The sequence below is a fragment of the Mesorhizobium sp. M6A.T.Cr.TU.017.01.1.1 genome (assembly GCF_004023115.1).
GTDB classification, from domain to species: Bacteria; Pseudomonadota; Alphaproteobacteria; order Rhizobiales; family Rhizobiaceae; genus Mesorhizobium; species Mesorhizobium mediterraneum.
The window spans coordinates 1-21,248 of sequence record NZ_RZTA01000089.1; the positions used below are offsets into that span (position 1 = coordinate 1).

The 21,248-nt window shown below is 63.6% G+C and carries 22 protein-coding genes; 17 read left to right on the top strand and 5 right to left on the bottom strand.

Annotated elements, in window-relative coordinates; genetic code table 11:
• Nucleotides 1-256 precede the first annotated feature (256 nt).
• Nucleotides 257-1,234, bottom strand: a complete 978-nt coding sequence (locus EOB36_RS24150) for a glycosyltransferase (RefSeq protein WP_245467875.1) — start codon at nucleotides 1,232-1,234, stop codon at nucleotides 257-259.
• 16 nt (nucleotides 1,235-1,250) lie between these two features.
• Nucleotides 1,251-1,847: a TetR/AcrR family transcriptional regulator gene (locus EOB36_RS24155; RefSeq protein WP_128285891.1), complete on the bottom strand. Its 597-nt coding sequence runs from the start codon at nucleotides 1,845-1,847 to the stop codon at nucleotides 1,251-1,253.
• Between the two features lie 113 nt (nucleotides 1,848-1,960).
• Here EOB36_RS24155 and EOB36_RS24160 point away from each other — a divergent pair, with 113 nt between their 5' ends.
• The 6 genes from EOB36_RS24160 to EOB36_RS24185 all read left to right on the top strand — a co-directional run bounded on the left by EOB36_RS24160 (nucleotide 1,961) and on the right by EOB36_RS24185 (nucleotide 5,482).
• Nucleotides 1,961-2,197 (top strand): hypothetical protein, encoded by a 237-nt coding sequence (locus tag EOB36_RS24160; RefSeq protein WP_126104778.1) that lies wholly within the window; start codon nucleotides 1,961-1,963, stop codon nucleotides 2,195-2,197.
• 118 nt (nucleotides 2,198-2,315) lie between these two features.
• Nucleotides 2,316-3,557 (top strand): bifunctional glutamate N-acetyltransferase/amino-acid acetyltransferase ArgJ, encoded by a 1,242-nt coding sequence (gene argJ, locus EOB36_RS24165; protein ID WP_128285892.1) that lies wholly within the window; start codon nucleotides 2,316-2,318, stop codon nucleotides 3,555-3,557.
• Nucleotides 3,557-4,336, top strand: a complete 780-nt coding sequence (locus tag EOB36_RS24170; protein WP_206637202.1) for a GNAT family N-acetyltransferase — start codon at nucleotides 3,557-3,559, stop codon at nucleotides 4,334-4,336. Before argJ ends, EOB36_RS24170 begins: the two co-directional genes overlap by 1 nt.
• A complete protein-coding gene (locus tag EOB36_RS24175) occupies nucleotides 4,333-4,755 on the top strand; it encodes a (deoxy)nucleoside triphosphate pyrophosphohydrolase (protein ID WP_128285893.1) in 423 nt (140 codons plus the stop codon). The genes EOB36_RS24170 and EOB36_RS24175 overlap by 4 nt, the downstream gene beginning before the upstream one ends.
• Before the next feature lie 120 nt (nucleotides 4,756-4,875).
• On the top strand, nucleotides 4,876-5,205 hold the full coding sequence (locus EOB36_RS24180) for a hypothetical protein (RefSeq protein ID WP_126104781.1): 330 nt from the start codon (nucleotides 4,876-4,878) through the stop codon (nucleotides 5,203-5,205).
• Nucleotides 5,206-5,302: 97 nt separating this feature from the next.
• Nucleotides 5,303-5,482: a Flp family type IVb pilin gene (locus EOB36_RS24185; RefSeq protein ID WP_095486014.1), complete on the top strand. Its 180-nt coding sequence runs from the start codon at nucleotides 5,303-5,305 to the stop codon at nucleotides 5,480-5,482.
• Nucleotides 5,483-5,514: 32 nt separating this feature from the next.
• Here the strand turns inward: EOB36_RS24185 and EOB36_RS24190 are convergent, their stop codons facing one another.
• A complete protein-coding gene (locus tag EOB36_RS24190; RefSeq protein ID WP_127206412.1) occupies nucleotides 5,515-6,387 on the bottom strand; it encodes a methyltransferase domain-containing protein in 873 nt (290 codons plus the stop codon).
• 53 nt (nucleotides 6,388-6,440) lie between these two features.
• Between EOB36_RS24190 and EOB36_RS24195 the strand changes: the two genes are divergently transcribed.
• From EOB36_RS24195 to EOB36_RS24210, 4 genes are read left to right on the top strand one after another with little or no spacing between them, the layout of a single operon-like run.
• Entirely contained in the window at nucleotides 6,441-7,226 is a 786-nt protein-coding gene (locus tag EOB36_RS24195) for a ComF family protein (protein WP_095486016.1), read from the top strand.
• Between the two features lie 30 nt (nucleotides 7,227-7,256).
• Nucleotides 7,257-7,526 carry a glutaredoxin 3 gene (gene grxC / locus EOB36_RS24200; protein ID WP_095486017.1) on the top strand — a complete coding sequence of 90 codons (270 nt, stop codon included), beginning with the start codon at nucleotides 7,257-7,259 and terminating at the stop codon, nucleotides 7,524-7,526.
• A gap of 10 nt (nucleotides 7,527-7,536) precedes the next feature.
• Entirely contained in the window at nucleotides 7,537-8,403 is an 867-nt protein-coding gene (locus EOB36_RS24205) for a carbon-nitrogen hydrolase family protein (RefSeq protein WP_095486036.1), read from the top strand.
• Nucleotides 8,400-8,825 (top strand): DUF1178 family protein, encoded by a 426-nt coding sequence (locus tag EOB36_RS24210; RefSeq protein ID WP_128285894.1) that lies wholly within the window; start codon nucleotides 8,400-8,402, stop codon nucleotides 8,823-8,825. The genes EOB36_RS24205 and EOB36_RS24210 overlap by 4 nt, the downstream gene beginning before the upstream one ends.
• A gap of 4 nt (nucleotides 8,826-8,829) precedes the next feature.
• Here EOB36_RS24210 and EOB36_RS24215 read toward each other — a convergent pair whose 3' ends face one another.
• A complete protein-coding gene (locus EOB36_RS24215) occupies nucleotides 8,830-9,315 on the bottom strand; it encodes a MarR family transcriptional regulator (protein WP_095486019.1) in 486 nt (161 codons plus the stop codon).
• 101 nt (nucleotides 9,316-9,416) lie between these two features.
• Between EOB36_RS24215 and EOB36_RS24220 the strand changes: the two genes are divergently transcribed.
• Nucleotides 9,417-10,346 (top strand): DMT family transporter, encoded by a 930-nt coding sequence (locus EOB36_RS24220; RefSeq protein WP_095486020.1) that lies wholly within the window; start codon nucleotides 9,417-9,419, stop codon nucleotides 10,344-10,346.
• A gap of 27 nt (nucleotides 10,347-10,373) precedes the next feature.
• On the opposite strand, the gene ubiG is transcribed toward EOB36_RS24220, so the two are convergent.
• Entirely contained in the window at nucleotides 10,374-11,123 is a 750-nt protein-coding gene (gene ubiG / locus EOB36_RS24225; RefSeq protein ID WP_095486021.1) for a bifunctional 2-polyprenyl-6-hydroxyphenol methylase/3-demethylubiquinol 3-O-methyltransferase UbiG, read from the bottom strand.
• Nucleotides 11,124-11,458: 335 nt separating this feature from the next.
• Between ubiG and EOB36_RS24230 the strand changes: the two genes are divergently transcribed.
• The 6 genes from EOB36_RS24230 (at nucleotide 11,459) to clpB (ending at nucleotide 21,213) form a co-directional block, all read left to right on the top strand.
• Entirely contained in the window at nucleotides 11,459-12,712 is a 1,254-nt protein-coding gene (locus EOB36_RS24230; protein WP_095486022.1) for an aspartate kinase, read from the top strand.
• 182 nt (nucleotides 12,713-12,894) lie between these two features.
• A complete protein-coding gene (gene ptsP, locus EOB36_RS24235; RefSeq protein ID WP_095486023.1) occupies nucleotides 12,895-15,165 on the top strand; it encodes a phosphoenolpyruvate--protein phosphotransferase in 2,271 nt (756 codons plus the stop codon).
• 8 nt (nucleotides 15,166-15,173) lie between these two features.
• Nucleotides 15,174-16,253, top strand: a complete 1,080-nt coding sequence (prfA, locus tag EOB36_RS24240; protein WP_095486024.1) for a peptide chain release factor 1 — start codon at nucleotides 15,174-15,176, stop codon at nucleotides 16,251-16,253.
• On the top strand, nucleotides 16,246-17,124 hold the full coding sequence (gene prmC, locus EOB36_RS24245) for a peptide chain release factor N(5)-glutamine methyltransferase (protein WP_127206525.1): 879 nt from the start codon (nucleotides 16,246-16,248) through the stop codon (nucleotides 17,122-17,124). Before prfA ends, prmC begins: the two co-directional genes overlap by 8 nt.
• A 301-nt stretch (nucleotides 17,125-17,425) precedes the next feature.
• A complete protein-coding gene (locus tag EOB36_RS24250) occupies nucleotides 17,426-18,385 on the top strand; it encodes a DUF4167 domain-containing protein (protein ID WP_127206524.1) in 960 nt (319 codons plus the stop codon).
• Nucleotides 18,386-18,606: 221 nt separating this feature from the next.
• Nucleotides 18,607-21,213 carry an ATP-dependent chaperone ClpB gene (gene clpB / locus EOB36_RS24255; RefSeq protein ID WP_127295425.1) on the top strand — a complete coding sequence of 869 codons (2,607 nt, stop codon included), beginning with the start codon at nucleotides 18,607-18,609 and terminating at the stop codon, nucleotides 21,211-21,213.
• Nucleotides 21,214-21,248 lie beyond the last annotated feature (35 nt).

Here is a 21,248-nt window from a genome sequence, read left to right on the forward strand (position 1 = left end):
TACTGGCCGCCTGCGCTTACAATCTGCGCACCATGATTGGCGTCCTCTATCCACCCGATGAGAGGCGGACATGAGGGAGGAGTGCGTCCACAATCCGGCAGGATGGCTGCCTAAACCGACAAAGGCCTCGCAAGGGCCGCGGAAAACCGCTCTGCCGGCCTTCAAAAAGGCCCCCACTGACCACCGAACTCCACTTCGCTCCCCGTGCAAAGCCCTCACAGGGGGAGAAGGAAAGGAGCGCGGCGCCGAGATCGCTTTACCTATAGTGCGTCGACGCCTTGAATGCCGCCGGATCGCCGGCGGCGAGTGCGCCGGCGAATTCCGGGATCCGCACCAGAAGCATCATTGCCCAGAACAGCGGCCAGTCCGTCCATCGGCAGAACTCATTGCCCACGGCTTGCGCGGTCTGGCGGTTTTCCTTGAACGATGTCGCCACGGCGCGAACGGCCAGGCCGAGCCTTGAAAAGCGACGCTTCCTGCGCAGCAGCATCCGCGCGAACTGGTAGCCCTTGTTGCGCCGGACATCCCAGATGAACCCTAGTCCCTCATAGGCGTGGATCGAGACGGCTTGAGCGGCAAGCTCCATCGCCACGCCATCCCTCAGCATAGCGTGCTGGCGCAGATGCGAGCTGATGAAGGGTCCATGGTCGGCCTCGAAACGATATTGCTCAAGCACCGACCGTCGATAAAGCGCGCCATTGTTGCTGGCATGAATGATCTGGCCAAGTCTGTTGCGGCGCTCGATGAAGCCGCGGTCGAGCAGCGACATCACCCTTTTCATCATGCTCTCTTCGCCGTAGCTGGTCCGTCCTGAAACCGCGTCGAGCTTCGGGTTTTTCTCGACGGTCTCGTTCAACGCCGCCAACCATCCCGGACCGGGCAGGCAATCGGCCTCGACCACCGCAACGAGGTCATGGCGGCAATATGACAGCGCAGCGTCCTTCAGTTGCGAGGATTCGTCGCTGTCATGCGTGGCTACGATCACCGACGGGCAGAGATATGCCTTGCCGGCAAGCTCGGCCTCGATTGCGGAGGCATGTTCATTTTTTGAGGTAGGCCCGCTTTCTGAAGCAGGGCCGCTGGGCAGCATGATGACAATCTCGGCCGGCACGCCGTGCGTGTCCTGCGCGTAGGCGCGCAGCGAGCGCCGCAATTCCGCGTCGCCGTCGGCCGTCAGATAGTCTGACACGATGATCAGGCTGACGGGCAGCACTGGAGATGTTCTTTCAAGCAAGCCGCCGATCCCCCTGTCAACGCTTGTGAGCGATGCCTTGTATCACATAGCGGACCGCTTTGCGTATGGTCGTTTCGTCTTCGTCGAGGCGATTGGTCAAAAGATGCGTCCAGGCAAAGGAGGCGACCAGGTCGGCGACGAGCATGGGATCGACGTCGGCCGCCACTTCGCCTCTTGCCTTGGCGCGTTCGATCATCCGGCCGGTATGGGCGTGGCGTCCTTTCGTGTATTCGACTAGGACGGCGGCAACAGTCGCATCCGACTGCGCCTCGGCGATCAGCGACCTGAAGACTCTGCCTGACGAGGTTTCACGCCAGTGTGAGAACAGGTTCTTCAGGAAGCCGACAAGATCATCCTCGAGGTTTCCGGTATCGGGATTCTCGACGCGCTTGAGCCGCTGATAGACGTCGAAGAGCAAAGCGGCCTTGCTCGGCCACCAGCGATAGATCGTGGGCTTTCCAGCACGCGCCCGCCGCGCCACCGCTTCGATCGAGAACCCGGAATAACCGGCCTCGACCAGCACCGCCTCGGCGGCGTCGAGAATGGCGTCGGCGCTGTCGGGGTTGCGCCGCGCGCCAATTGACTTGCGGGCCTGATCTGCGTCTTCACCCATCCACCATTTTCCCTGCCGGCAAGTTTCCCCTCAGTATTCATATACGACCGCTTGACGAAACGGAACGGCTCGTTTTATATAACGGAACGTTTCGTAACGATAAGGAGAGAGCAATGACCTCGACTGCTGCCGCCAGCCGCTTCTCGCGCCCTCGCTTTGCCCTGCTGGTGCTTGCCGGCGTCTATCCGCTGATCACAGCCATCCTCTATGCGGTGTTCCCGCTGACCGAAGAGTGGGAAATCTGGCAGCGCACGCTGGTCATCGCCCCCTTGATGGTCTCGATCATGATCTGGGGGCTCATTCCGGGCGTGCAGAGGACGTTCCGGAGGTTCCTCAATCCTGCCCAATAAAGCAGGCGAGCCGCCGGCAGTTTAGCGTCGCCCGCAACGGTCGGGAAAACGCCCTTGCGCCGGCGCCCGCTATCGGGCAAACCGGCGTTCCCTTGCGTTTTTCCCGCCCGAGGTCTTCATGTCAGCCACGATTTCGCCGCTCGCGCCGAAGAAATATCCCAAAATGCCTGATATCGAGGGGGCCCGCATCGCCACAGCCGAGGCCGGGATAAAGTACAAGAACCGTACCGACCTGCTGACCATGGTCTTCGATGCCGGCACCACGGTCGCCGGCGTGTTCACCAAGTCGAAATGCCCGTCGGCGCCGGTCGATTTCTGCCGGCAGAACCTTGGGCAGGGCAAGGCGCGCGTCCTGGTCGTCAACTCCGGCAACGCCAATGCCTTCACCGGCAAGAAGGGCCGAGCCTCCACGGCAACGACCGGCGAGGCTGCAGCCAAGGCTGCCGGCTGCGCGCCGGACGAGGTGTTTCTGGCCTCGACTGGCGTCATCGGCGAGCCGCTGGATGCCGGCAAGTTCAGCCATTTGCTCGCCGGACTGGTCAAGGACGGCAGATCGGATCTGTGGACCGAAGCCGCCAAGGCGATCATGACCACCGACACCTATCCGAAACTGGCGACCGCGACGGTGAAGCTCGGCGACGCCGACGTCACCATCAACGGCATTGCCAAAGGCGCCGGCATGATCGCGCCCGACATGGCGACGATGCTCTCCTTCATCGCCACCGACGCGCCGATCGCGGCGCCTGTGCTGCAGGATCTTTTGTCGCGCGGCACCGCCAAGACCTTCAATGCGGTCACCGTCGACAGCGACACCTCGACCAGCGACACGCTGCTGATGTTCGCCACCGGCACGGCCGCCAAGCGCGGCGCGCCCGATATCACGGATGCCGGGGATGCGCGCCTCGGCGCTTTCCGCCGCGCGCTCGGCAAGGTGCTGAAATCGCTGGCCCTGCAAGTGGTGCGCGACGGCGAGGGCGCCCGCAAGCAGGTCGAGGTCACCGTCACCGGCGCAAAATCGGCCCGCTCGGCCAAGCGCATCGCGCTGTCGATCGCCAATTCGCCGCTGGTCAAGACGGCAGTCGCCGGCGAGGACGCCAATTGGGGCCGCGTCGTCATGGCCGTTGGCAAGGCCGGCGAACCGGCCGACCGCGACCTTCTGTCGATCTGGTTCGGCGACAACAGGCTGGCGCATGAGGGTGAGCGCGATGCCGCCTACTCCGAAGAGGCGACATCGGCCTACATGAAGCGCGACGAGATCCGCATCCGTGCCGATATCGGCATCGGCCGCGGCAAGGCGACGGTGTGGACTTGCGACCTCACCAAGGAGTATGTCGCCATCAACGGCGATTATCGGAGCTGATGGCGTTGGTTTCCAGACATCCGGCAAGCGTGCTTGCCATCGTGCGGCGCTACGAGGCGGCCGGCTTTCGCGCCTGGCCGGCGGCGGCCGTCCATTATGATGGCACCTGGGTGGTGCGGCTGACGGCGGGCCACCCGGCCAAGCGGCTGAATTCGGTCAACCCGCTCGATCCGGGCGACATCCAGCACATTGCTGAGCGCATCGGCCGCGCCAGCCGCCGTTTCGACGCCTATGGCCGGCCGCTGACCTTTCGCATATCGCCGCTGTCGGGGCCGGTTCTTTCCAAATATCTCGACAGCGAAGGCTGGAGCACATTCGACGAATCGCTGGTCATGCGGCTGCCGCTCGCGGACGCCCAGCTCGATGCCGCCATGGACCAGATTCCGCTGAAGGACATCAGCCGCTTCATCGGGGCGTCGCTCAAGGTGAGCGGCTCGGATGTGTCGCTGCGGCCGGGCCTGTCGGAGATCATCGGCGCCATCCAGCCGGAAGCCGGGCTGTTCGCGCTCGAAGAGGGCACCGAGCCGCTGGCGACGCTGATCTGCGTCCATGATGGCGATCTTGCCGGACTGTTCGAGATCGCCACCGACAAATCGGTGCGCAACAAGGGCCATGGCCGCCATCTCATCCTGTCGGCGCTGAAATGGGCACGGCTGCGCGGCGCCCGGGAAGCCTGGCTGCAGGTCGAGGCCGACAATGCGCCGGCGTTGGCGCTCTATCGTTCGCTCGGGTTCGATGAAGTCTATCGTTACCACTATCGCCGGCCGCCCGGCGCATGACCGACGCGAACCCTGCCGGCAAGCGCCTGCTCCTGGTCGCAGCCTGCGCGCTGGTCGATGCCGACGGCCGCGTGCTTCTGGCGCAGCGGCCCGAAGGCAAGCAGCTCGCCGGCCTGTGGGAGTTTCCGGGCGGCAAGGTCGAGCCCGGCGAGACGCCGGAAGAATGCCTCATCCGGGAGTTGTACGAGGAAATCGGCATCGAGACCGATATTCCCTGCCTGGCGCCATTCACCTTCGCCAGCCACTCCTACCATGATTTTCACCTGCTGATGCCGCTGTTCGTCTGCCGCCGCTTCCGCGGCATCGCGCAGCCGAAGGAGGGGCAGGTGCTGAAATGGGTGTGGCCGCGCCAGATGCGCGATTTTCCGATGCCGCCGGCCGACGCACCGCTGATCCAGTTCCTCATCGATCTTCTGTGATTTGCGCCGTCACTGCCTGATTTTAGACAGCGTTAATGCAAGATTTATCTTGCCGTGAAAAATTGACGGCATGGAAATCGAGGGAAGGCCATGTCCAGGCCTTCGCCGGAGAGCGACTGCATGAGCCTCGACAAGGACTGGGATTCGATCCGGCCCGACCGCCGTGATAGCGCTGTTCATGCTGGCATGGGCATATTGCGGATCACGCTGCTGTTCGGCTCGGCTGCGGTGGCGCTGGCCTTGATCGCGACGCCATTCCTTGACAGCCGGACGCGATTGCAGTCCGCCCGCGATGGGTTTGCCGGCGGCCTCGACAGGATGAGCACGGGGTCGATTGGAAGCACGGGCTCGATCGCCCATACCTACACACTGCGCAGGAGCGTGCTGCAGCCGTTGCCCAGTTCGGTCTGCGTGATACGCGACAATGGCAAGCGCAGCGGCGACTGCTGACATCCTTTAAAGCGTCGTTTCATCGCCTGTTAAGCCTGTGCCATTAACCTTTCTTAACAGGTCGGCACTAGGGTTCCGGCAGGCGGGATCGACGGCCATGAAAACATTGTTGCAACGGTTTTTGGAAGACGAGACCGGCGCGACGGTCATAGAATACGGCGTCATCGTGACCGTGCTGTCGCTCGCCATCGTTGCCGGGGCCGGTCAGGTGTTCGATGCCCTCAAATGGCTGTTCAGCGACAACAACAGCAGGCTTGTGAACGCTTTCGCGCAGTGATCACGACCGGGCACCCGCATCCGAAGATCCGGTCAGTGCCCTTCGGGATTTTCCAGTATTGTCTTCAGCGAGATTTTCGCCGAGCCGGGCTTCAGCGGCTTTTGCTGCGAGGCGTCGGGCGCCCAGCCTGACATCCAGACGATCGGGAAACTCGCCCTGACGCGGCCATCGGCATCCGAAAATCGCTCGGCATAGATTTCGGCGGCGCGGGCAAACAGCCTTCGCGTCCCAGGTCGCCTGCTACGGTCGATGAGCGCGCTGGTCTCGCCCATCGCCCGCAGGTCCGCCATCACGCCGAACAGGGAATCGTAGCGCACCGTCACCGTCTCGACGTCGGCGACCGGCAAAGCCAGGCCAGCGCGTTGCAGAAGCGCCCCGGCGTCACGCACGTCGGTGAACGGGATGACGCGCGGGCTGGCGCCGCCATAAAGCTCGGTCTCGGCGGCGAGCAGGCTTTCGCGCAGCTCGGAAAGCGTGCCGGCGCCGGCAAAGGCGCCGAGGAAAAGACCGTCCGGCTTCAGTGCGCGACGGATCTGCACCAGCATGCCGGGAATGTCGTTCATTGCCTGAAGGGACAGAAGAGACACGGCGAGGTCGAGGCTTTCCGGCTCGAACGGCACGGTCTCCAGCGGCGCCACCAATCCCGCGGCATTGTCTAGGAACAACGCATCCGCCTCCACGCGCGCGATGTCCGTCACTTTGCCGCTTGTCGCGAGCACGTCGACGGCCGCCGGCGTCTGGCAAAACAGCACGGCCGCTCTGTCAAATTTACGCTCCACGGCGCCCAGCCGGTCGGCAAGCTCTTCGGCTGCCCGCCGCATCAGGAAATCCGCACCCGCAGCCGGACGGGCAAGGGCCCGGCGCTTGTGCGTCAGCCAGAGAGAGGTGTCGACTATGGGCTGCAACGGCTGGTTCCTGGTTTCCGCTCTCTGATATAGGGTGGCGGAGAACCAATCACGTGGCCGATCCAATGCCAGATATCAAGAGTATCGCCCGAAAGGCATTGGACTGGCCGGCGCGCATCCTGTTTCCGCCGGTTTGCGCCGGCTGCCGCCGGCATGTCTCGCAGCCCGGCGTGCTGTGCGGCGCCTGCTGGCCGAAGCTCAGGCTCCTGGAACGGCCTTGGTGCCCGGTGATGGGCACACCGTTCATCCATCACATGGGCGAGGGGTTCCTGTCGGCCGAGGCGATCGCCGACCCGCCGCCCTTCGAGCGCGCGCGGGCCGCGGTCGCTTACTCCGGTGTCGCCCGCCAGATGGTGCAAGGGTTGAAATACCAGGATCGCACCGATCTGGCGCCGTGGATGGCGCGCTGGATGCTGCGCGCCGGCGCCGAACTGATCGCGGAAGCCGATGTGGTCGTGCCGGTGCCGCTGCACTGGCGGCGCTTTTTCAGGCGTCAGTTCAACCAGTCGGCGGAGCTGGCAAGGGCGGTATCGCAGCTTGGCAGCCTGCCTTTCGCGCCCTCAGCGGTCAGGCGCGTCAAGCTTACTCGTCAGCAGGTCGGGCTGGAGCGGCGGGAACGCGAGGAGAATGTGCGTGCCGCATTTCGCGTGCCCGAGGAGGCCGAGATCGAGATTGCCGGCCGCCGGGTGCTCTTGATCGACGATGTCTATACCACCGGCGCCACTGTCCGCGCGGTCGCCAAGGCGCTGAAGAAGGGCGGTGCCGGGACCGTCGACGTGCTGACCTTTGCGCGCGTGCTGCCGGGGGACTTTCGGGCCGACGAGTCCGCGACTATATAAGATTTTGAGACAAGGCAGGATTGCTGACCGATGGTCGACGTGACGATCTATACACGGGTGATGTGCGGCTATTGCGCGGCGGCCAAGCGGCTGCTCGAGCGCAAGGGCGTCGCCTACACCGAGCACGACGCCTCCTTCTCGCCGGAACTGCGCCAGGAAATGATCTCCCGCGCGAACGGCCGCTCGACCTTTCCGCAGATATTCATCGGCGATACGCATGTCGGCGGCTCCGACGATCTCCACGAACTGGAGGCGGAGGGTCGGCTGGACCGTCTGCTCGCCAATGGCTCGACGATTTAAGGACATGACGATGGGTGCTTTCAAGGCGGCGGCGATCCAGATGCGTTCGGGCACCAGCCCCGAGCACAACGCGGTCGATCTCGAGCGGCTGGTGCGCGAGGCGGCAAGCCAGGGCGCGACCTATATCCAGTCACCGGAAATGACCGGTGCCCTGGTCCGCGACAAACAGGCGCGGGCCGCCTCTTTCACGTCCGAGGACAAGGACATTATCGTCTCGACGTCGCGCAAGCTGGCGAAAGAGCTTGGCGTCTACTTGCATATAGGCTCGACCGCCATCCTGCGCGCCGACGGCAAGCTCGCCAATCGCGCGCTTCTGTTCGGGCCGGATGGCGCGACATTAGCCACCTACGACAAGATCCACATGTTCGACGTCGATCTCGACAATGGCGAGAGCTGGCGCGAATCCGCCGCCTACGAGCCGGGCACCGAGGCCATCGTTACCGAGGTCGATGGCGCGAGGCTGGGTTTCGCCGTCTGCTACGATCTGCGCTTTCCGCAGCTCTTCCGCGCCGAGGCACTGGCCGGCGCCGACCTGCTTTCGGTGCCCGCCGCCTTCACCCGCCAGACCGGCGAAGCGCACTGGCATGTGCTGCTCAGGGCACGCGCCATCGAGAACGGCGCCTATGTCGTCGCCGCGGCGCAAGGCGGACTGCACGAGGACGGCCGCGAGACCTATGGCCATTCGCTGATCGTCGATCCCTGGGGCCGTATCGTCGCCGAGGCGGCGCATGACGAGCCCGCCGTGATCGTCGCCGAGATCGACCCAGCGCAGTCGGTCGCCGCGCGCAAGAAGATCCCGAACCTGAAAAATGCGCGGGATTTTGCCGTCAACGGCGGATCGGCCGAGGCGCTGCCGCTTAGGGGTGCAGCATCTTGATCCGCTTTTCCCTGATCTGCGAACACGAGCACGAATTCGAGGGTTGGTTTCGCAGTAATGACGATTTCGACACCCAGAAGAAACGTGGCTTCGTCGATTGTCCGAGTTGCGGCTCGCACAAGGTCGAGAAGGCGTTGATGGCGCCGGCCGTCTCCACCGGGCGCAAACAGGAAAAAATCGCGCTCGCCATGGGCGAGGCCCAGAAGCAGGCGCTGGCGCAACTGAAAGCCATGGCCGAGAAGGTGCGCGAGAACGCCGATTATGTCGGCGACAAGTTTGCCGAGGAAGCGCGCAAGATCCATTTCGGCGAGAGCGATCCGCGCGGCATCTATGGCGAGGCGACGCTGGAGGAGTCGAAGAGCCTGATAGAGGACGGCGTCGAATTCATGCCGATTCCGAGTTTTCCCGACGAGCGGAACTGACAGGTTATCTCACGCTCGCTATCAACTTCTCAAGCAGGCGAGCAAGCATCTCCTGCTCCTGGCGCGTCAAACCGGAAAGTATCTCGTGCTCGTTGGCGACGTGGGCGGCGACCGCCTCATCGATCAATGTCAGGCCCTTGTCGGTCAGCTGGACGACAATTCCGCGCCGATCGTTGGGATGCGGCCCGCGCATGATCAATCCTAACTTTTCGAGCCGATCGAGCCGGTTGGTCATGGCGCCCGACGTCACCATCGTCGCTTCATAGAGAGCAGTTGGCGTCAGCGCATAAGGGGGCCCGGAACGGCGCAGCGTCGCCAGCACATCGAATTCCCCGGTCTGCAAACCGAAACGGGCAAACAGCGGAGCGAGGCGTTCTCGTGCTATCAGCGACGAGGCCTCGTTCAATCGTCCAAGCACGGCCATCGGCGAAACATCCAAATCCGGCCGTTCCCTTTTCCACTGCTCGATGGCGTTCGCTGCGCGATCCATCTATCTCACCATTAAATATCTTGACGTTAAGAATCTTTGTATTATCTTATCTGAAGATGCAGTGCCGGCCAAGAGCCGCAAATAGGCGAAAGGGCTACGAAATGAAATTTCTCTGGGATTCGGCGCTCGGCCTATTGATCGTCACCGGCGGGCTGCTCGGCCTGACGCTGCCGTTCGGCAAGATCGCGACGGCAGCTGGCGTTTCCGCCATGGTCTGGGCCCTCGTCATATCGCTCGGCGCCGGCGGCGTGCTTCTGTGCGCCTTGCTGCTGCGCGGGCAGCGCATCCGGCTTACCCCGCACAGACTGCGCTACTTCTTCGTCACCGCGGCAGTGTCCTACGCCTTCCCCAATCTCTTGATGTTCTCGGCCATTCCGCATCTCGGTGCCGGCTATACCGGCATCATGTTCACGCTGTCGCCGGTGATCACGCTGGTGTTTTCGATCCTGCTCGGCGTTCGCCGTCCCAACCTGCTTGGTGTTGTCGGCATTGCCGTCGGCTTCGTCGGTGCTGTCATGGTGGCGATGACGCGCGGCGAGGCCGGACAGCCGGCCGAATTTTTCTGGGTAGCGATAGGGCTGCTCATCCCGGTCAGCCTTGCCGCCGGCAACATCTACCGCACCGTCGACTGGCCCGAAGGGACCGGACCGATCGAGCTTGCCGTCGGCAGCCATCTGGCAGCGGCTGCGCTGCTTTTGGGCGGTATCCTCATGCAGCAAGGCGGGGGGTCGCTCGCCCTGCTCGGCGGCGTGCCGCTGGTGGTCGTCGGGCAGATCGCGTCGGCCGCGGCGATGTTCGCCTTCTTCTTCCGCCTGCAGGCGGTCGGCGGCCCGGTCTATCTTAGCCAGATCGGCTATGTCGCGGCTGCGGTCGGGTTGTTTGCCGGGACGATCGTTTTGGGCGAGCACTATCAATTGCTGACCTGGGCGGGTGCTGTCATCATCACCGCCGGCGTCTTCATCACCACCAAAGCGCAAAGCCAGATCACCACAAAGGCGCAGAACCAGACGGGTGAAAAGGTGGCGGCGTGAGAAGGTTCAGGCATTTCGTGACAAAGTTCAGGCGGGTGCCTTCTCCGCCAGCACCATGTAGTTGACGTCCATGTCTTTCGACCGCTGCCAGCGGTCGGCGAGCGGATTGTAGGCGACGCCGGTGCGGTCGATGATGCTCAGACCAGCGCCGGCAAGCGCCTTTTCCAGCTCGTCTGGCCGCACCAGCTTACCGAACTGGTGGGTGCCGCGCGGCAACCAGCGCAGCACATATTCGGCGCCGATGATGGCCAGGCCCAGCGCCTTCAGCGTGCGGTTGATGGTAGCGACGAACATGATACCGCCGGGCTTGACCATCTCGCCGCATTTGGCGACGAACAGGTCGATGTCGGCGACGTGCTCGACCACTTCCATATTGAGGATGACGTCGAATTTCTCGCCGGCGTCGGCCAGATCCTCCGCCGTCGTGGCACGGTAATCCACCGTCACCCCGACCTCCGCCGCATGCAGCTTGGCCACTTCGATGTTGGTGGCGGATGCATCGGCGCCGACCACCTCGGCGCCAAGCCGCGCCATCGGCTCGCACAACAGCCCGCCGCCGCAGCCGATGTCGAGGAAGCGCAGGCCCTCGAACGGCCGCGCCGCACGCGGGTCGCGGCCGAAGCGCGTCGCCACCTGGTCGCGTATATAGGCAAGCCGGATCGGATTGAACTTGTGCAGCGGACGGAACTTGCCGTTCGGATTCCACCATTCGGCGGCAAGGGCGGAAAAGCGCTCCACTTCTCCGGCATCGATCGTCGACCGTCGGGGTTCTGGCATGGCGTGTCTCCCGCAGACTCAAAAGTTCAGAGCGCGATCGGGTGCAAAACCGGATACGACTTTTGCTGATCGCGCTCTGGTGCGCTAGGAAGTCAGTCGCGAGGCAGCGAATGTCAAGGCAGCAATTTCGCCTGTCGACAGGCCAGTGCTCATGATGCCAGGCGGCACTGACTGCGATCTGCGCCTCGTCACCCAACCGGCAACTGGCGGCATGCCTTGCGAAACCCTAAGCATTTGGCTAAGGAGGCCGCGAATTCAGCGACCGGCCCGGCCGGACGCTCCCTTTCCGCTTTTCGGCCGTCGGCCCGGCATCCAGTCAAAGGCATTTCGCTTCCATGGCGCGCATCGTGATGAAATTCGGCGGAACCTCCGTCGCCGACATCGCCCGCATCCGCAATGTGGCGCGCCACGTCAAACGCGAGGTCGATGCCGGCCATGAGGTCGCGGTGGTCGTCTCGGCGATGGCCGGCAAGACCAACGAGCTCGTGCAATGGACGCGCGAAGCCTCGCCCATGCACGATGCACGCGAATATGACGCTGTCGTTGCCTCCGGCGAGCAGGTGACTGCCGGCCTGTTGGCGATCGCGCTGCAGAACATGGGCGTCCATGCCCGTTCCTGGCAAGGCTGGCAGATCCCGATCAAGACCGACAATGCGCATGGCGCGGCGCGCATTCTCGATATCGACGGCGCGTTCCTGATCAAGCGCTTCGGCGAGGGCCAGGTGGCGGTGGTCGCGGGTTTCCAGGGCATCGGGCCGGACAACCGCATCGCGACGCTCGGCCGTGGCGGCTCCGACACCAGTGCCGTCGCCATCGCGGCGGCGGTCAAGGCTGACCGCTGCGACATCTATACCGATGTCGACGGGGTCTACACCACCGATCCGCGCATCGAGCCGAAGGCGCGGCGGCTGGCCAAGATTTCCTTCGAGGAAATGCTTGAAATGGCCTCGCTCGGCGCCAAGGTCCTGCAGGTGCGCTCGGTCGAGCTTGCCATGGTGCACAGGGTGCGTACTTTCGTGCGGTCGTCCTTCGACGATCCCGACGCGCCCGGAATGGGGGATTTGCTCAATCCGCCCGGAACGCTTATTTGCGACGAGGAAGAGATCGTGGAACAGCAGGTCGTCACCGGAATTGCCTACGCGAAGGACGAAGCGCAGATTTCGCTGCGCCGTGTCGGCGACCGGCCGGGCGTCGCCGCCGGCATTTTCGGGCCGCTGGCCGAAGCCAACATCAATGTCGACATGATCGTCCAGAACATTTCCGAGGACGGCAAGTTCACCGACATGACCTTCACCGTGCCGTCCGGCGATGTCGACAAGGCGCTTGCCGTGCTCGAGCGGCTGAAGGCCACGATCGGCTACGACGTCGTGCAGTCGGAAGCCGGCATGTCGAAGGTCTCGGTCATCGGCATCGGCATGCGTAGCCATGCGGGCGTTGCGGCCACCGCCTTCAAGGCGCTGGCCGACAAGGCGATCAACATCCGCGCGATCACGACCTCCGAGATCAAGATTTCGATCCTGATCGACGGTCCCTACACCGAACTTGCGGTTCGTACTTTGCATTCCGTCTACGGTCTGGATAAGCAGTAGCAGACTGCATCGGCCCGAAAATCGGAGTCGATTCTCGGAAAGCACGATGCAGCAGATCGAAAGTCTTAGAGCGTCCTTTGTGCGTCCAATTGGATGCATGGCGCTCTAATTGAGTTGTTGCGTGAGCGCCGGCCGCGGGAGAAACTGCGGCGGGCAGAATGTCCATTGGAGAACAAGCCGCGATGCGTGATACGGCCAGCGGCCCGCGCGTTTTGCTGAAACGGCTCCGCGAGCTCATGCAGGAGCCGCTGGAGCCGCAGGAGCGGCTCGACCGTATCGTGCGCGACATCGCCTCCAACATGGTCGCCGAAGTGTGCTCGCTTTATGTGCTACGCGCCGATTCGGTGCTCGAACTCTATGCCACCGAGGGCTTGAACCCGAAAGCCGTCCATTTGGCGCAGCTCAGGCTGGGGGAAGGCCTCGTCGGCACGATCGCGGCCTCAGCACGGCCGCTCAATCTCTCCAACGCGCAGGAACATCCCGCCTTCGCCTATCTGCCGGAGACAGGGGAAGAGATCTATAATTCCTTCCTTGGTGTGCCGGTGCTCAGGGCAGGGCGCACGCTCGGTGTGCTGGTCGTCCAGAACAAGACCATGCGCCACTATCGCGACGACGAGGTCGAGGCGCTGGAAACGACGGCGATGGTGATCGCCGAGATGATTGCCACCGGCGACCTTGCCCGGCTGACCCGGCCCGGGCTCGAACTCGACCTGCGCCGCCCGGTGAGCTTTACCGGCCTGTCCTTCAACGAGGGCGTCGGGCTTGGTCATGTCGTGCTGCACGAGCCGCGCATCGTCGTCACCAATCTGTTCAACGAGGACAGCGAAGAGGAGATCAAGCGGCTCGATGCTTCCCTCGGTTCGCTCAGGCTCTCCATCGACGACATGCTGGAACGCCGCGAAGTCGCCTTCGAGGGCGAGCATCGCCAGGTGCTCGAAGCTTATCGCATGTTCGCCAACGACAGCGGCTGGGTGCGCCGGCTGGAAGAGGCGATCCGCAACGGCCTGACGGCAGAAGCGGCGGTGGAAAAAGTGCAGAGCGACATGCGTGCCCGCATGCTGCACATGACCGATCCGTATCTGCGCGAGCGGATGAGCGATTTCGACGATCTGGCCAACCGGTTGCTGCGCCAGTTGATGGGGCGCGGGCCGGACGATGTCGCGGCCTCGCTGCCGAAGGACGCTATCATCGTAGCCCGCTCGATGGGCGCCGCCGAACTGCTCGATTATCCCAGAGACAAGCTGCGCGGCGTGGTGCTGGAGGACGGCGCGGCGACCAGCCATGTCGTCATCGTGGCGCGGGCTATGGGCATACCGGTCGCCGGCCAGATGAAGGGCGCCGTTTCCATGGCGGAAAACGGCGACGCCATCATTGTCGACGGCGAAGAAGGCGCGATCCATCTGCGCCCTCAGCCCGACCTCGAAGCCGCCTATGCCGAAAAGGTCCGCTTCCGGGCGCGGCGGCAGGAGGTCTACCGCGAACTGCGCAAGAAGCCGTCGGTGACCAAGGATGGCGTCCAGGTCGACCTTTTGATGAATGCGGGCCTGGCCGTCGATCTGCCGCAGCTTGCCGAGGCGGGCGCCGCCGGCATCGGCCTGTTCCGCACCGAGCTGCAATTCATGGTCGCTTCGACCTTTCCGCGTGCGGAAGCCCAGGAACGGCTCTATCGAGATGTGCTCGACGCGGCGCGGGGCAAGCCGGTGACCTTCCGCACCATCGATATCGGCGGCGACAAGGTGCTGCCCTACTTCAAGGACACGATCCAGGAAGAGAATCCGGCGCTCGGCTGGCGCGCCATCCGCTTGACGCTCGACCGGCCGGGCCTGTTGCGCACCCAGATCCGCGCGCTTCTGAAGGCCTGCGGCGGGCGTGAACTGAAGCTGATGCTGCCAATGGTGACGGAACTCGGCGAGATCGCGCAGGCGCGCGAAATCGTCGACCGCGAGGTGCGGCATCTGTCGCGTTTTGCCCATCATTTGCCGACCAGCCTGAAGCTCGGAGCCATGCTGGAAGTGCCTTCGCTGCTGTTCCAGCTCGACGAGCTGATGAAGGCCGTCGATTTCGTCTCGGTCGGCTCGAACGATCTGTTCCAGTTCGTCATGGCGGTCGATCGCGGCAACACGCAGCTCTCCGACCGTTTCGACACGCTGTCGACGCCATTCCTGCGCGTTCTGAAACAGGTCGCCGACGCCGGGGTGCGCAATAATACCCCGGTGACCTTGTGCGGCGAGCTGGCCGGCAAGCCGATCTCGGCGATGGCGCTGATCGGCCTTGGCTACCGTTCGATCTCGATGTCGCCGGCTTCGATCGGTCCGGTCAAGGCGATGCTGACGGAACTGCCACTGGCCGAGCTGCAAGCGTTTTTCGACGACAATCTCATGGCGCCGTCCCAGAAGTTGCCGATGCGGGCGCTGCTGCAAGCCTTTGCCGACGACCGCTCTATACCGCTATAGCATTCGCCATGATCAACCTGCCCCGTGACCGTATGGATCAAGTCGTCAAGCGTTTCGACGTGCTCGAAGCGCAGATGTCGGCCGGGCCGGCGGCGGACGCCTATGTCAAGATGGCGTCGGAATATGCCGACATCCAGGAGATGGTGGCAAAGATCAGGGCGCTGCGCACCGCCGAGCACGAACAGGCCGATCTGGAGGCGATGCTCGCCGACAAAAGCACAGATGCCGAAATGCGGGCATTGGCCGAGGCCGATCTGCCCGAGGTCAGGCAACGCATCGAAGCGTTGCAGAAGGACATCCAGATCCTGCTTCTGCCCAAGGATGCCGCCGACGACAAGAACGCCATCCTCGAAATCCGCGCGGGCACCGGCGGCGATGAGGCGGCTCTCTTTGCCGGCGACCTGTTTCGCATGTACGAACGCTACGCTGCGGCACGCGGCTGGCGTTTCGAGACGGCGTCGGCAAGCGAGGGCGAGGTCGGCGGCTACAAGGAAATCATCGCCACCATTTCAGGCAAGGGGGTCTTTGCCCATCTGAAATTCGAGTCCGGCGTGCATCGCGTGCAGCGCGTGCCGGCGACCGAGGCCGGCGGGCGCATCCACACCTCGGCGGCGACGGTTGCCGTGCTGCCCGAAGCGGAAGAGGTCGACATCGACATCAGGGCCGAAGACATCCGCATCGACACGATGCGCGCCTCGGGTTCGGGCGGCCAGCACGTCAATACCACCGATTCGGCGGTGCGCATCACCCATCTGCCGACCGGCATCATGGTGGTGCAGGCGGAGAAGTCGCAGCACCAGAACCGAGCGAAAGCCATGCAGATCCTGCGCGCCAGGCTTTACGACCTTGAGCGCGGCAAGGCTGACGAGGAGCGCTCCGAATCGCGCAAATCGCAGGTCGGTTCGGGCGATCGCTCGGAGCGCATCCGCACCTATAATTTCCCGCAAGGCCGCGTCACCGACCATCGCATCAATCTGACGCTCTACAAGCTCGACCGGGTTATGATGGGCGAACTCGACGAGATCATCGACGCGCTGATGGCCGATCACCAGTCGAAGCTGCTCGCCGATATCGGCCTCGATGGCTGACAATCTGCCTGGTACACTCGGGCCACTGCTGAAAGCGGCGCGGGCCCGCCTTGCCGCGGCCGCAGTCGCCGATCCGGCGCTGGATGCCAGGCTGATCGTCGAACATCTTTCCGGCACCACCCGCACACAAGCCATCGCCGATCCCGAATGCAGGGTCGATGCCGGCGCGATTGCCGCGATCGATGCAGCCTTGAGACGGCGCATCGCCGGCGAGCCGGTGCATCGCATCCTCGGCCATCGCGAATTCTACGGCTTGCGCCTGTCGCTGTCAGCGGAAACGCTGGAGCCGCGACCAGATACCGAAACGCTGGTCGAAGCAGTGCTGCCCTTCGTGAAGACCACAGCCGCACGGCAAGGCGAATGCCGCATCCTCGATCTCGGCACCGGCACCGGCGCCATCGCGCTGGCGCTGCTCAGCGCCGTTCCGGCGGCGGTCGCCACCGGTGTCGATATTTCGCAAGGCGCGCTGGCGACCGCCATGCGCAATGCCGAGGAATTGGGGTTGGCCGGCCGGTTTCAGGTGCTCAAATCCGACTGGTTCGAAAAAGTTTTTGGCCGATACCATGTAATTGCCGCCAACCCTCCCTATATAGCGTCCATAGACATCGAAAATCTGCAGGACGAAGTTCGCGATTTTGATCCACGCCGAGCCCTTGATGGCGGCGTGGACGGTCTTAGTCCCTACAGGATCATTGCCGCCGAGGCGGCAGGTTTTTTGGAAGCCGAAGGCAGGATTGCGGTCGAGATCGGCCACACGCAACGCAAAGAGGTCACTGACATATTCTCCGCAGCCGGCTATGCGCCGGCGGGGGTATTCTGGGATCTTGGCGGAAACGACAGGGTTCTGATCTTTGAACTGACAAAGCCGTGATGCAGTGCGAAAAAACGCTTGGCAATGCCGGGGAATGCGGCTAGGGTCGCCTTAACCGGATGAGACGAAGCAGGCAGTGCTCTTAGCGATTCGGTTTCCTTGGAAATAGCTGCCTTCTTGCGCAAACGACGCCCAAGCTTCGTGCGGGAATCGTCCGATAAGTGATGTAACCGGAACAGGATGACACGTGGCGCCAACGCAATCGATGCGGGCGAACGCCGGTGAAGAGACGAAACGGCTGGCTGCATGAGCGCCTCCGTTCGTGAAGAGTTTTCGAAAATTTCAAAATGAAGAGAGTCGAATGAGGCCACAACAGCAGAACAGGCGCATGCGCGGTCGCAACAACAGCGGCGGCGGCGGTAACAACAATAATAACAACAACCGCAAGGGCCCAAATCCCCTGACGCGCAACTACGAGAGCAACGGTCCGGACGTGAAGATCCGCGGATCGGCTCAGCAAATCGCCGAAAAATACGCAACCCTTGCCCGTGACGCGCAAAGCTCCGGCGACCGGGTGATGGCGGAAAACTATCTCCAGCACGCCGAGCACTACAATCGCATCATCGCTGCCGCACAGGCGCAGATACCGATCCAGAGCGCTCAGCAGAATCGCGACGATTTTGACGATGACGGCGACGAAGATCGCGACGAGTTCGACAATGCCGGCAACAGCAACGTCGGTGAGACGGCGGCTCCGGTGGTCAACCACGGTGCCGGCCCGCAGCCGGTCATCGACGGCACGCCAGCCGAGTTGGCGTTCAACCAGGAAAACGGCCGTGACAACGGCCGTGACAATCGCGACAACGGTGGGCGCGACAACGGTGGACGCGACAACAATGGCGGCCGCCATCGTGACCGCCGCCCCAATGGCGGCTACGGCCAGAACGGCCAGCGCGGCGAATATGGTGCGCGCGGCGAGCAGGGCGGACAGCGCAGCGACCAGAACCGGCGCAACGAGACGCCAGTACAGAATGAAACGCCCGTGCAGGCGCAAGCTGTGTCTCCGGTTGAGCCTGCTTCTGTGGCCGAACCCGCGCCGCAGTTCGAAAACTTTTCGCCGGCGGCTCTCGCTGCCCAGGCCGAGATGAACGAAGCAGCCACTGAAGGCGGCGCTGCCCGCCGCCCCAGGCGTCCGCGCCGTCCGCGCGTCAATGCTAACCAGGTGGATGGCGGCAACGACAATGCTGGCGCCGATAATGGGAATGCAGCGCCGGCGGAAGACGCCGGTGGCGAGCCCGCCATCGTCGACGTCAACAACTGATCGAGCAAGGCTTTCAGGCATTCTTGGGCGGCGGAGAGAATCTCCGCCGTTTTTGTTTGTGCGCCCGTGGAATATTATGCGTTCGCCATTACCGGACGTCTTGAGGGGCCGTGGCTTGCGCACCATATCTCGCGTGAACAGGACCCGGCTCGAACGGGCGGGTCCGTCACCGCAATCTGATCCGGTGCCGCAAAGCGGGCCGGTGACGGAAGGAGACAGATATGAATCTTGAAAAATACTCCGAGCGCGTGCGCGGCTTCATCCAGTCTGCGCAAACAATGGCGCTCTCGCGCAACCACCAGCAGTTCACCCCCGAACATATATTGAAAGTGCTCGTCGACGACGACGAGGGCTTGGCCGCGTCGTTGATCGAGCGCGCCGGCGGCAGCGTTCGCGACGCCAAGCTTGGCGTCGAGACAGCACTTGAGGCAATGCCCAAGGTGGAAGGCGGCAACGGCCAGCTTTATCTGGCGCAGCCGCTGGCCAAAGTGTTCTCGACCGCCGAGGAACTGGCCAAGAAGGCCGGCGACAGTTTCGTCACGGTTGAGCGGCTGCTGACGGCGCTGGCGGTCGAGAAATCCGCCAAGACCGCCGATATCCTGACCAAAGCCGGCGTGACCCCACAGGCGCTGAACCAGGTGATCAACGAGGTCCGCAAGGGCCGCACCGCCGACTCGGCGAGCGCCGAGCAGGGATATGATGCGCTGAAGAAGTACGCGCGCGACCTCACCGCCGACGGCCGCGCCGGCAAGCTCGACCCCGTCATCGGCCGCGACGACGAGATCCGCCGCACCATCCAGGTGCTGTCGCGCCGCACCAAGAACAATCCGGTGCTGATCGGTGAACCCGGCGTCGGCAAGACGGCGATCGCCGAAGGGCTGGCGTTGCGCATCGTCAATGGCGACGTGCCGGAATCGCTCAAGGACAAGCAGTTGATGGCGCTCGACATGGGGTCGTTGATCGCCGGTGCAAAATATCGCGGCGAATTCGAGGAGCGGCTGAAGGCGGTGCTTTCGGAAGTCACCGCTGCCGCTGGCGGCATCATCCTGTTTATCGATGAGATGCACACGCTGGTCGGTGCCGGCAAGGCGGATGGCGCCATGGATGCGTCGAACCTGTTGAAGCCGGCGCTGGCACGCGGCGAACTGCATTGCGTCGGCGCGACGACGCTCGATGAGTACCGGAAGCATGTCGAGAAGGACGCGGCCCTTGCCCGCCGCTTCCAGCCGGTCTTCGTCAATGAGCCGACCGTCGAAGACACCGTCTCCATTCTGCGCGGCCTGAAGGAAAAATACGAGCAGCACCACAAGGTGCGCATCTCGGATTCGGCGCTGGTCGCGGCAGCGTCGCTGTCCAACCGCTATATCGCCGACCGATTTCTGCCGGACAAGGCGATCGACCTTGTCGACGAGGCCGCGTCGCGGCTCCGGATGCAGGTCGATTCGAAGCCCGAAGCGCTGGACGAGATCGACCGCCGTATCATGCAGCTCAAGATCGAGCGTGAGGCGTTGAAAGTCGAGAAGGACGACGCGTCGAAGGATCGGCTTGCCCGCCTCGAAAAGGATCTTTCCGCCCTGGAGGAGGAATCGACCGAACTGACCTCCAAGTGGCAGGCCGAGAAGCAGAAGCTCGGGCTCGCCGCCGACCTGAAGAAACAGCTCGACGAGGCACGCAACGAGCTCGCCATTGCCCAGCGCAAGGGTGAATTCCAGCGCGCCGGCGAGCTGGCCTATGGCAAGATCCCGGAACTCGAGAAGAAGCTGACGCAGGCCGAGGCGCAAGACGGCAAGGTCGGCATGGTCGAGGAAGTGGTCACTCCCGATCATGTCGCCCATATCGTGTCGCGCTGGACCGGCATTCCGGTCGACAAGATGCTGCAGGGCGAGCGCGACAAGCTGTTGCGCATGGAAGATGAGATCGGCAAGCGAGTCGTCGGCCAGGGCGAAGCGGTGCAGGCCGTGTCGAAAGCCGTGCGCCGTGCCCGCGCCGGCCTGCAGGACCCGAACCGGCCGATCGGCTCGTTCATGTTTCTCGGACCGACGGGCGTCGGCAAGACCGAGCTGACCAAGGCGCTCGCCAGCTTCCTGTTCGACGACGAGAGCGCGATGGTGCGTATCGACATGTCGGAATTCATGGAGAAGCACTCGGTCGCCCGGCTGATCGGCGCGCCTCCCGGCTATGTCGGCTACGAGGAAGGCGGCGCGCTGACCGAAGCGGTGCGGCGCCGGCCCTACCAGGTCGTGCTGTTCGACGAGATCGAGAAGGCGCATCCCGACGTGTTCAACGTGCTGCTGCAGGTGCTCGATGACGGCCGGCTGACCGACGGGCAGGGCCGCACGGTCGATTTCCGCAACACGCTGATCATCATGACGTCGAACCTCGGCGCCGAATATCTGGTCAATCTCGGCGAGAACCAGGACGTCGATGTCGTGCGCGACGAGGTGATGAGCGTCGTCAGGGCGTCGTTCCGGCCGGAGTTCCTCAACCGCGTCGACGAGGTGATCCTGTTCCACCGGCTGCGCCGGCAGGATATGGGCCGCATCGTCGAGATCCAGCTCAAGCGGCTGGAAAACCTGCTTGTCGATCGCAAGATCACGCTTTCGCTGGACCAGGAGGCGGTCGATTGGCTGGCGGCCAAGGGCTACGATCCGGCCTATGGCGCGCGGCCGCTGAAGCGGGTGATGCAGAAGGAGTTGCAGGACCCGCTGGCGGAAAAGATCCTGCTCGGCGACATCCTCGACGGCTCGACCGTCAAGGTCACCGCCGGTTCCGACCGGTTGAATTTCCGGTCGAAGCCGACGGTCGTGGCGACCGAGGCGGCGGCCTGACTTCGAGTCGGCTTGCATAAATGGCGGGGGCGCAG

Coding starts and splice junctions, on each gene's coding strand:
- EOB36_RS24185 (WP_095486014.1), top strand. CDS start 5,303: ATGAAAACATTGTTGCAACGGTTTTTGGAAGACGAGACCGGCGCGACG.
- EOB36_RS24220 (WP_095486020.1), top strand. CDS start 9,417: ATGAAATTTCTCTGGGATTCGGCGCTCGGCCTATTGATCGTCACCGGC.
- EOB36_RS24155 (WP_128285891.1), bottom strand. CDS start 1,847: ATGGGTGAAGACGCAGATCAGGCCCGCAAGTCAATTGGCGCGCGGCGC.
- clpB (WP_127295425.1), top strand. CDS start 18,607: ATGAATCTTGAAAAATACTCCGAGCGCGTGCGCGGCTTCATCCAGTCT.
- EOB36_RS24230 (WP_095486022.1), top strand. CDS start 11,459: ATGGCGCGCATCGTGATGAAATTCGGCGGAACCTCCGTCGCCGACATC.
- EOB36_RS24215 (WP_095486019.1), bottom strand. CDS start 9,315: ATGGATCGCGCAGCGAACGCCATCGAGCAGTGGAAAAGGGAACGGCCG.
- argJ (WP_128285892.1), top strand. CDS start 2,316: ATGTCAGCCACGATTTCGCCGCTCGCGCCGAAGAAATATCCCAAAATG.
- EOB36_RS24250 (WP_127206524.1), top strand. CDS start 17,426: ATGAGGCCACAACAGCAGAACAGGCGCATGCGCGGTCGCAACAACAGC.
- EOB36_RS24180 (WP_126104781.1), top strand. CDS start 4,876: ATGAGCCTCGACAAGGACTGGGATTCGATCCGGCCCGACCGCCGTGAT.
- grxC (WP_095486017.1), top strand. CDS start 7,257: ATGGTCGACGTGACGATCTATACACGGGTGATGTGCGGCTATTGCGCG.
- ptsP (WP_095486023.1), top strand. CDS start 12,895: ATGCGTGATACGGCCAGCGGCCCGCGCGTTTTGCTGAAACGGCTCCGC.
- EOB36_RS24160 (WP_126104778.1), top strand. CDS start 1,961: ATGACCTCGACTGCTGCCGCCAGCCGCTTCTCGCGCCCTCGCTTTGCC.
- EOB36_RS24205 (WP_095486036.1), top strand. CDS start 7,537: ATGGGTGCTTTCAAGGCGGCGGCGATCCAGATGCGTTCGGGCACCAGC.
- EOB36_RS24175 (WP_128285893.1), top strand. CDS start 4,333: ATGACCGACGCGAACCCTGCCGGCAAGCGCCTGCTCCTGGTCGCAGCC.
- prmC (WP_127206525.1), top strand. CDS start 16,246: ATGGCTGACAATCTGCCTGGTACACTCGGGCCACTGCTGAAAGCGGCG.
- ubiG (WP_095486021.1), bottom strand. CDS start 11,123: ATGCCAGAACCCCGACGGTCGACGATCGATGCCGGAGAAGTGGAGCGC.
- prfA (WP_095486024.1), top strand. CDS start 15,174: ATGATCAACCTGCCCCGTGACCGTATGGATCAAGTCGTCAAGCGTTTC.
- EOB36_RS24170 (WP_206637202.1), top strand. CDS start 3,557: ATGGCGTTGGTTTCCAGACATCCGGCAAGCGTGCTTGCCATCGTGCGG.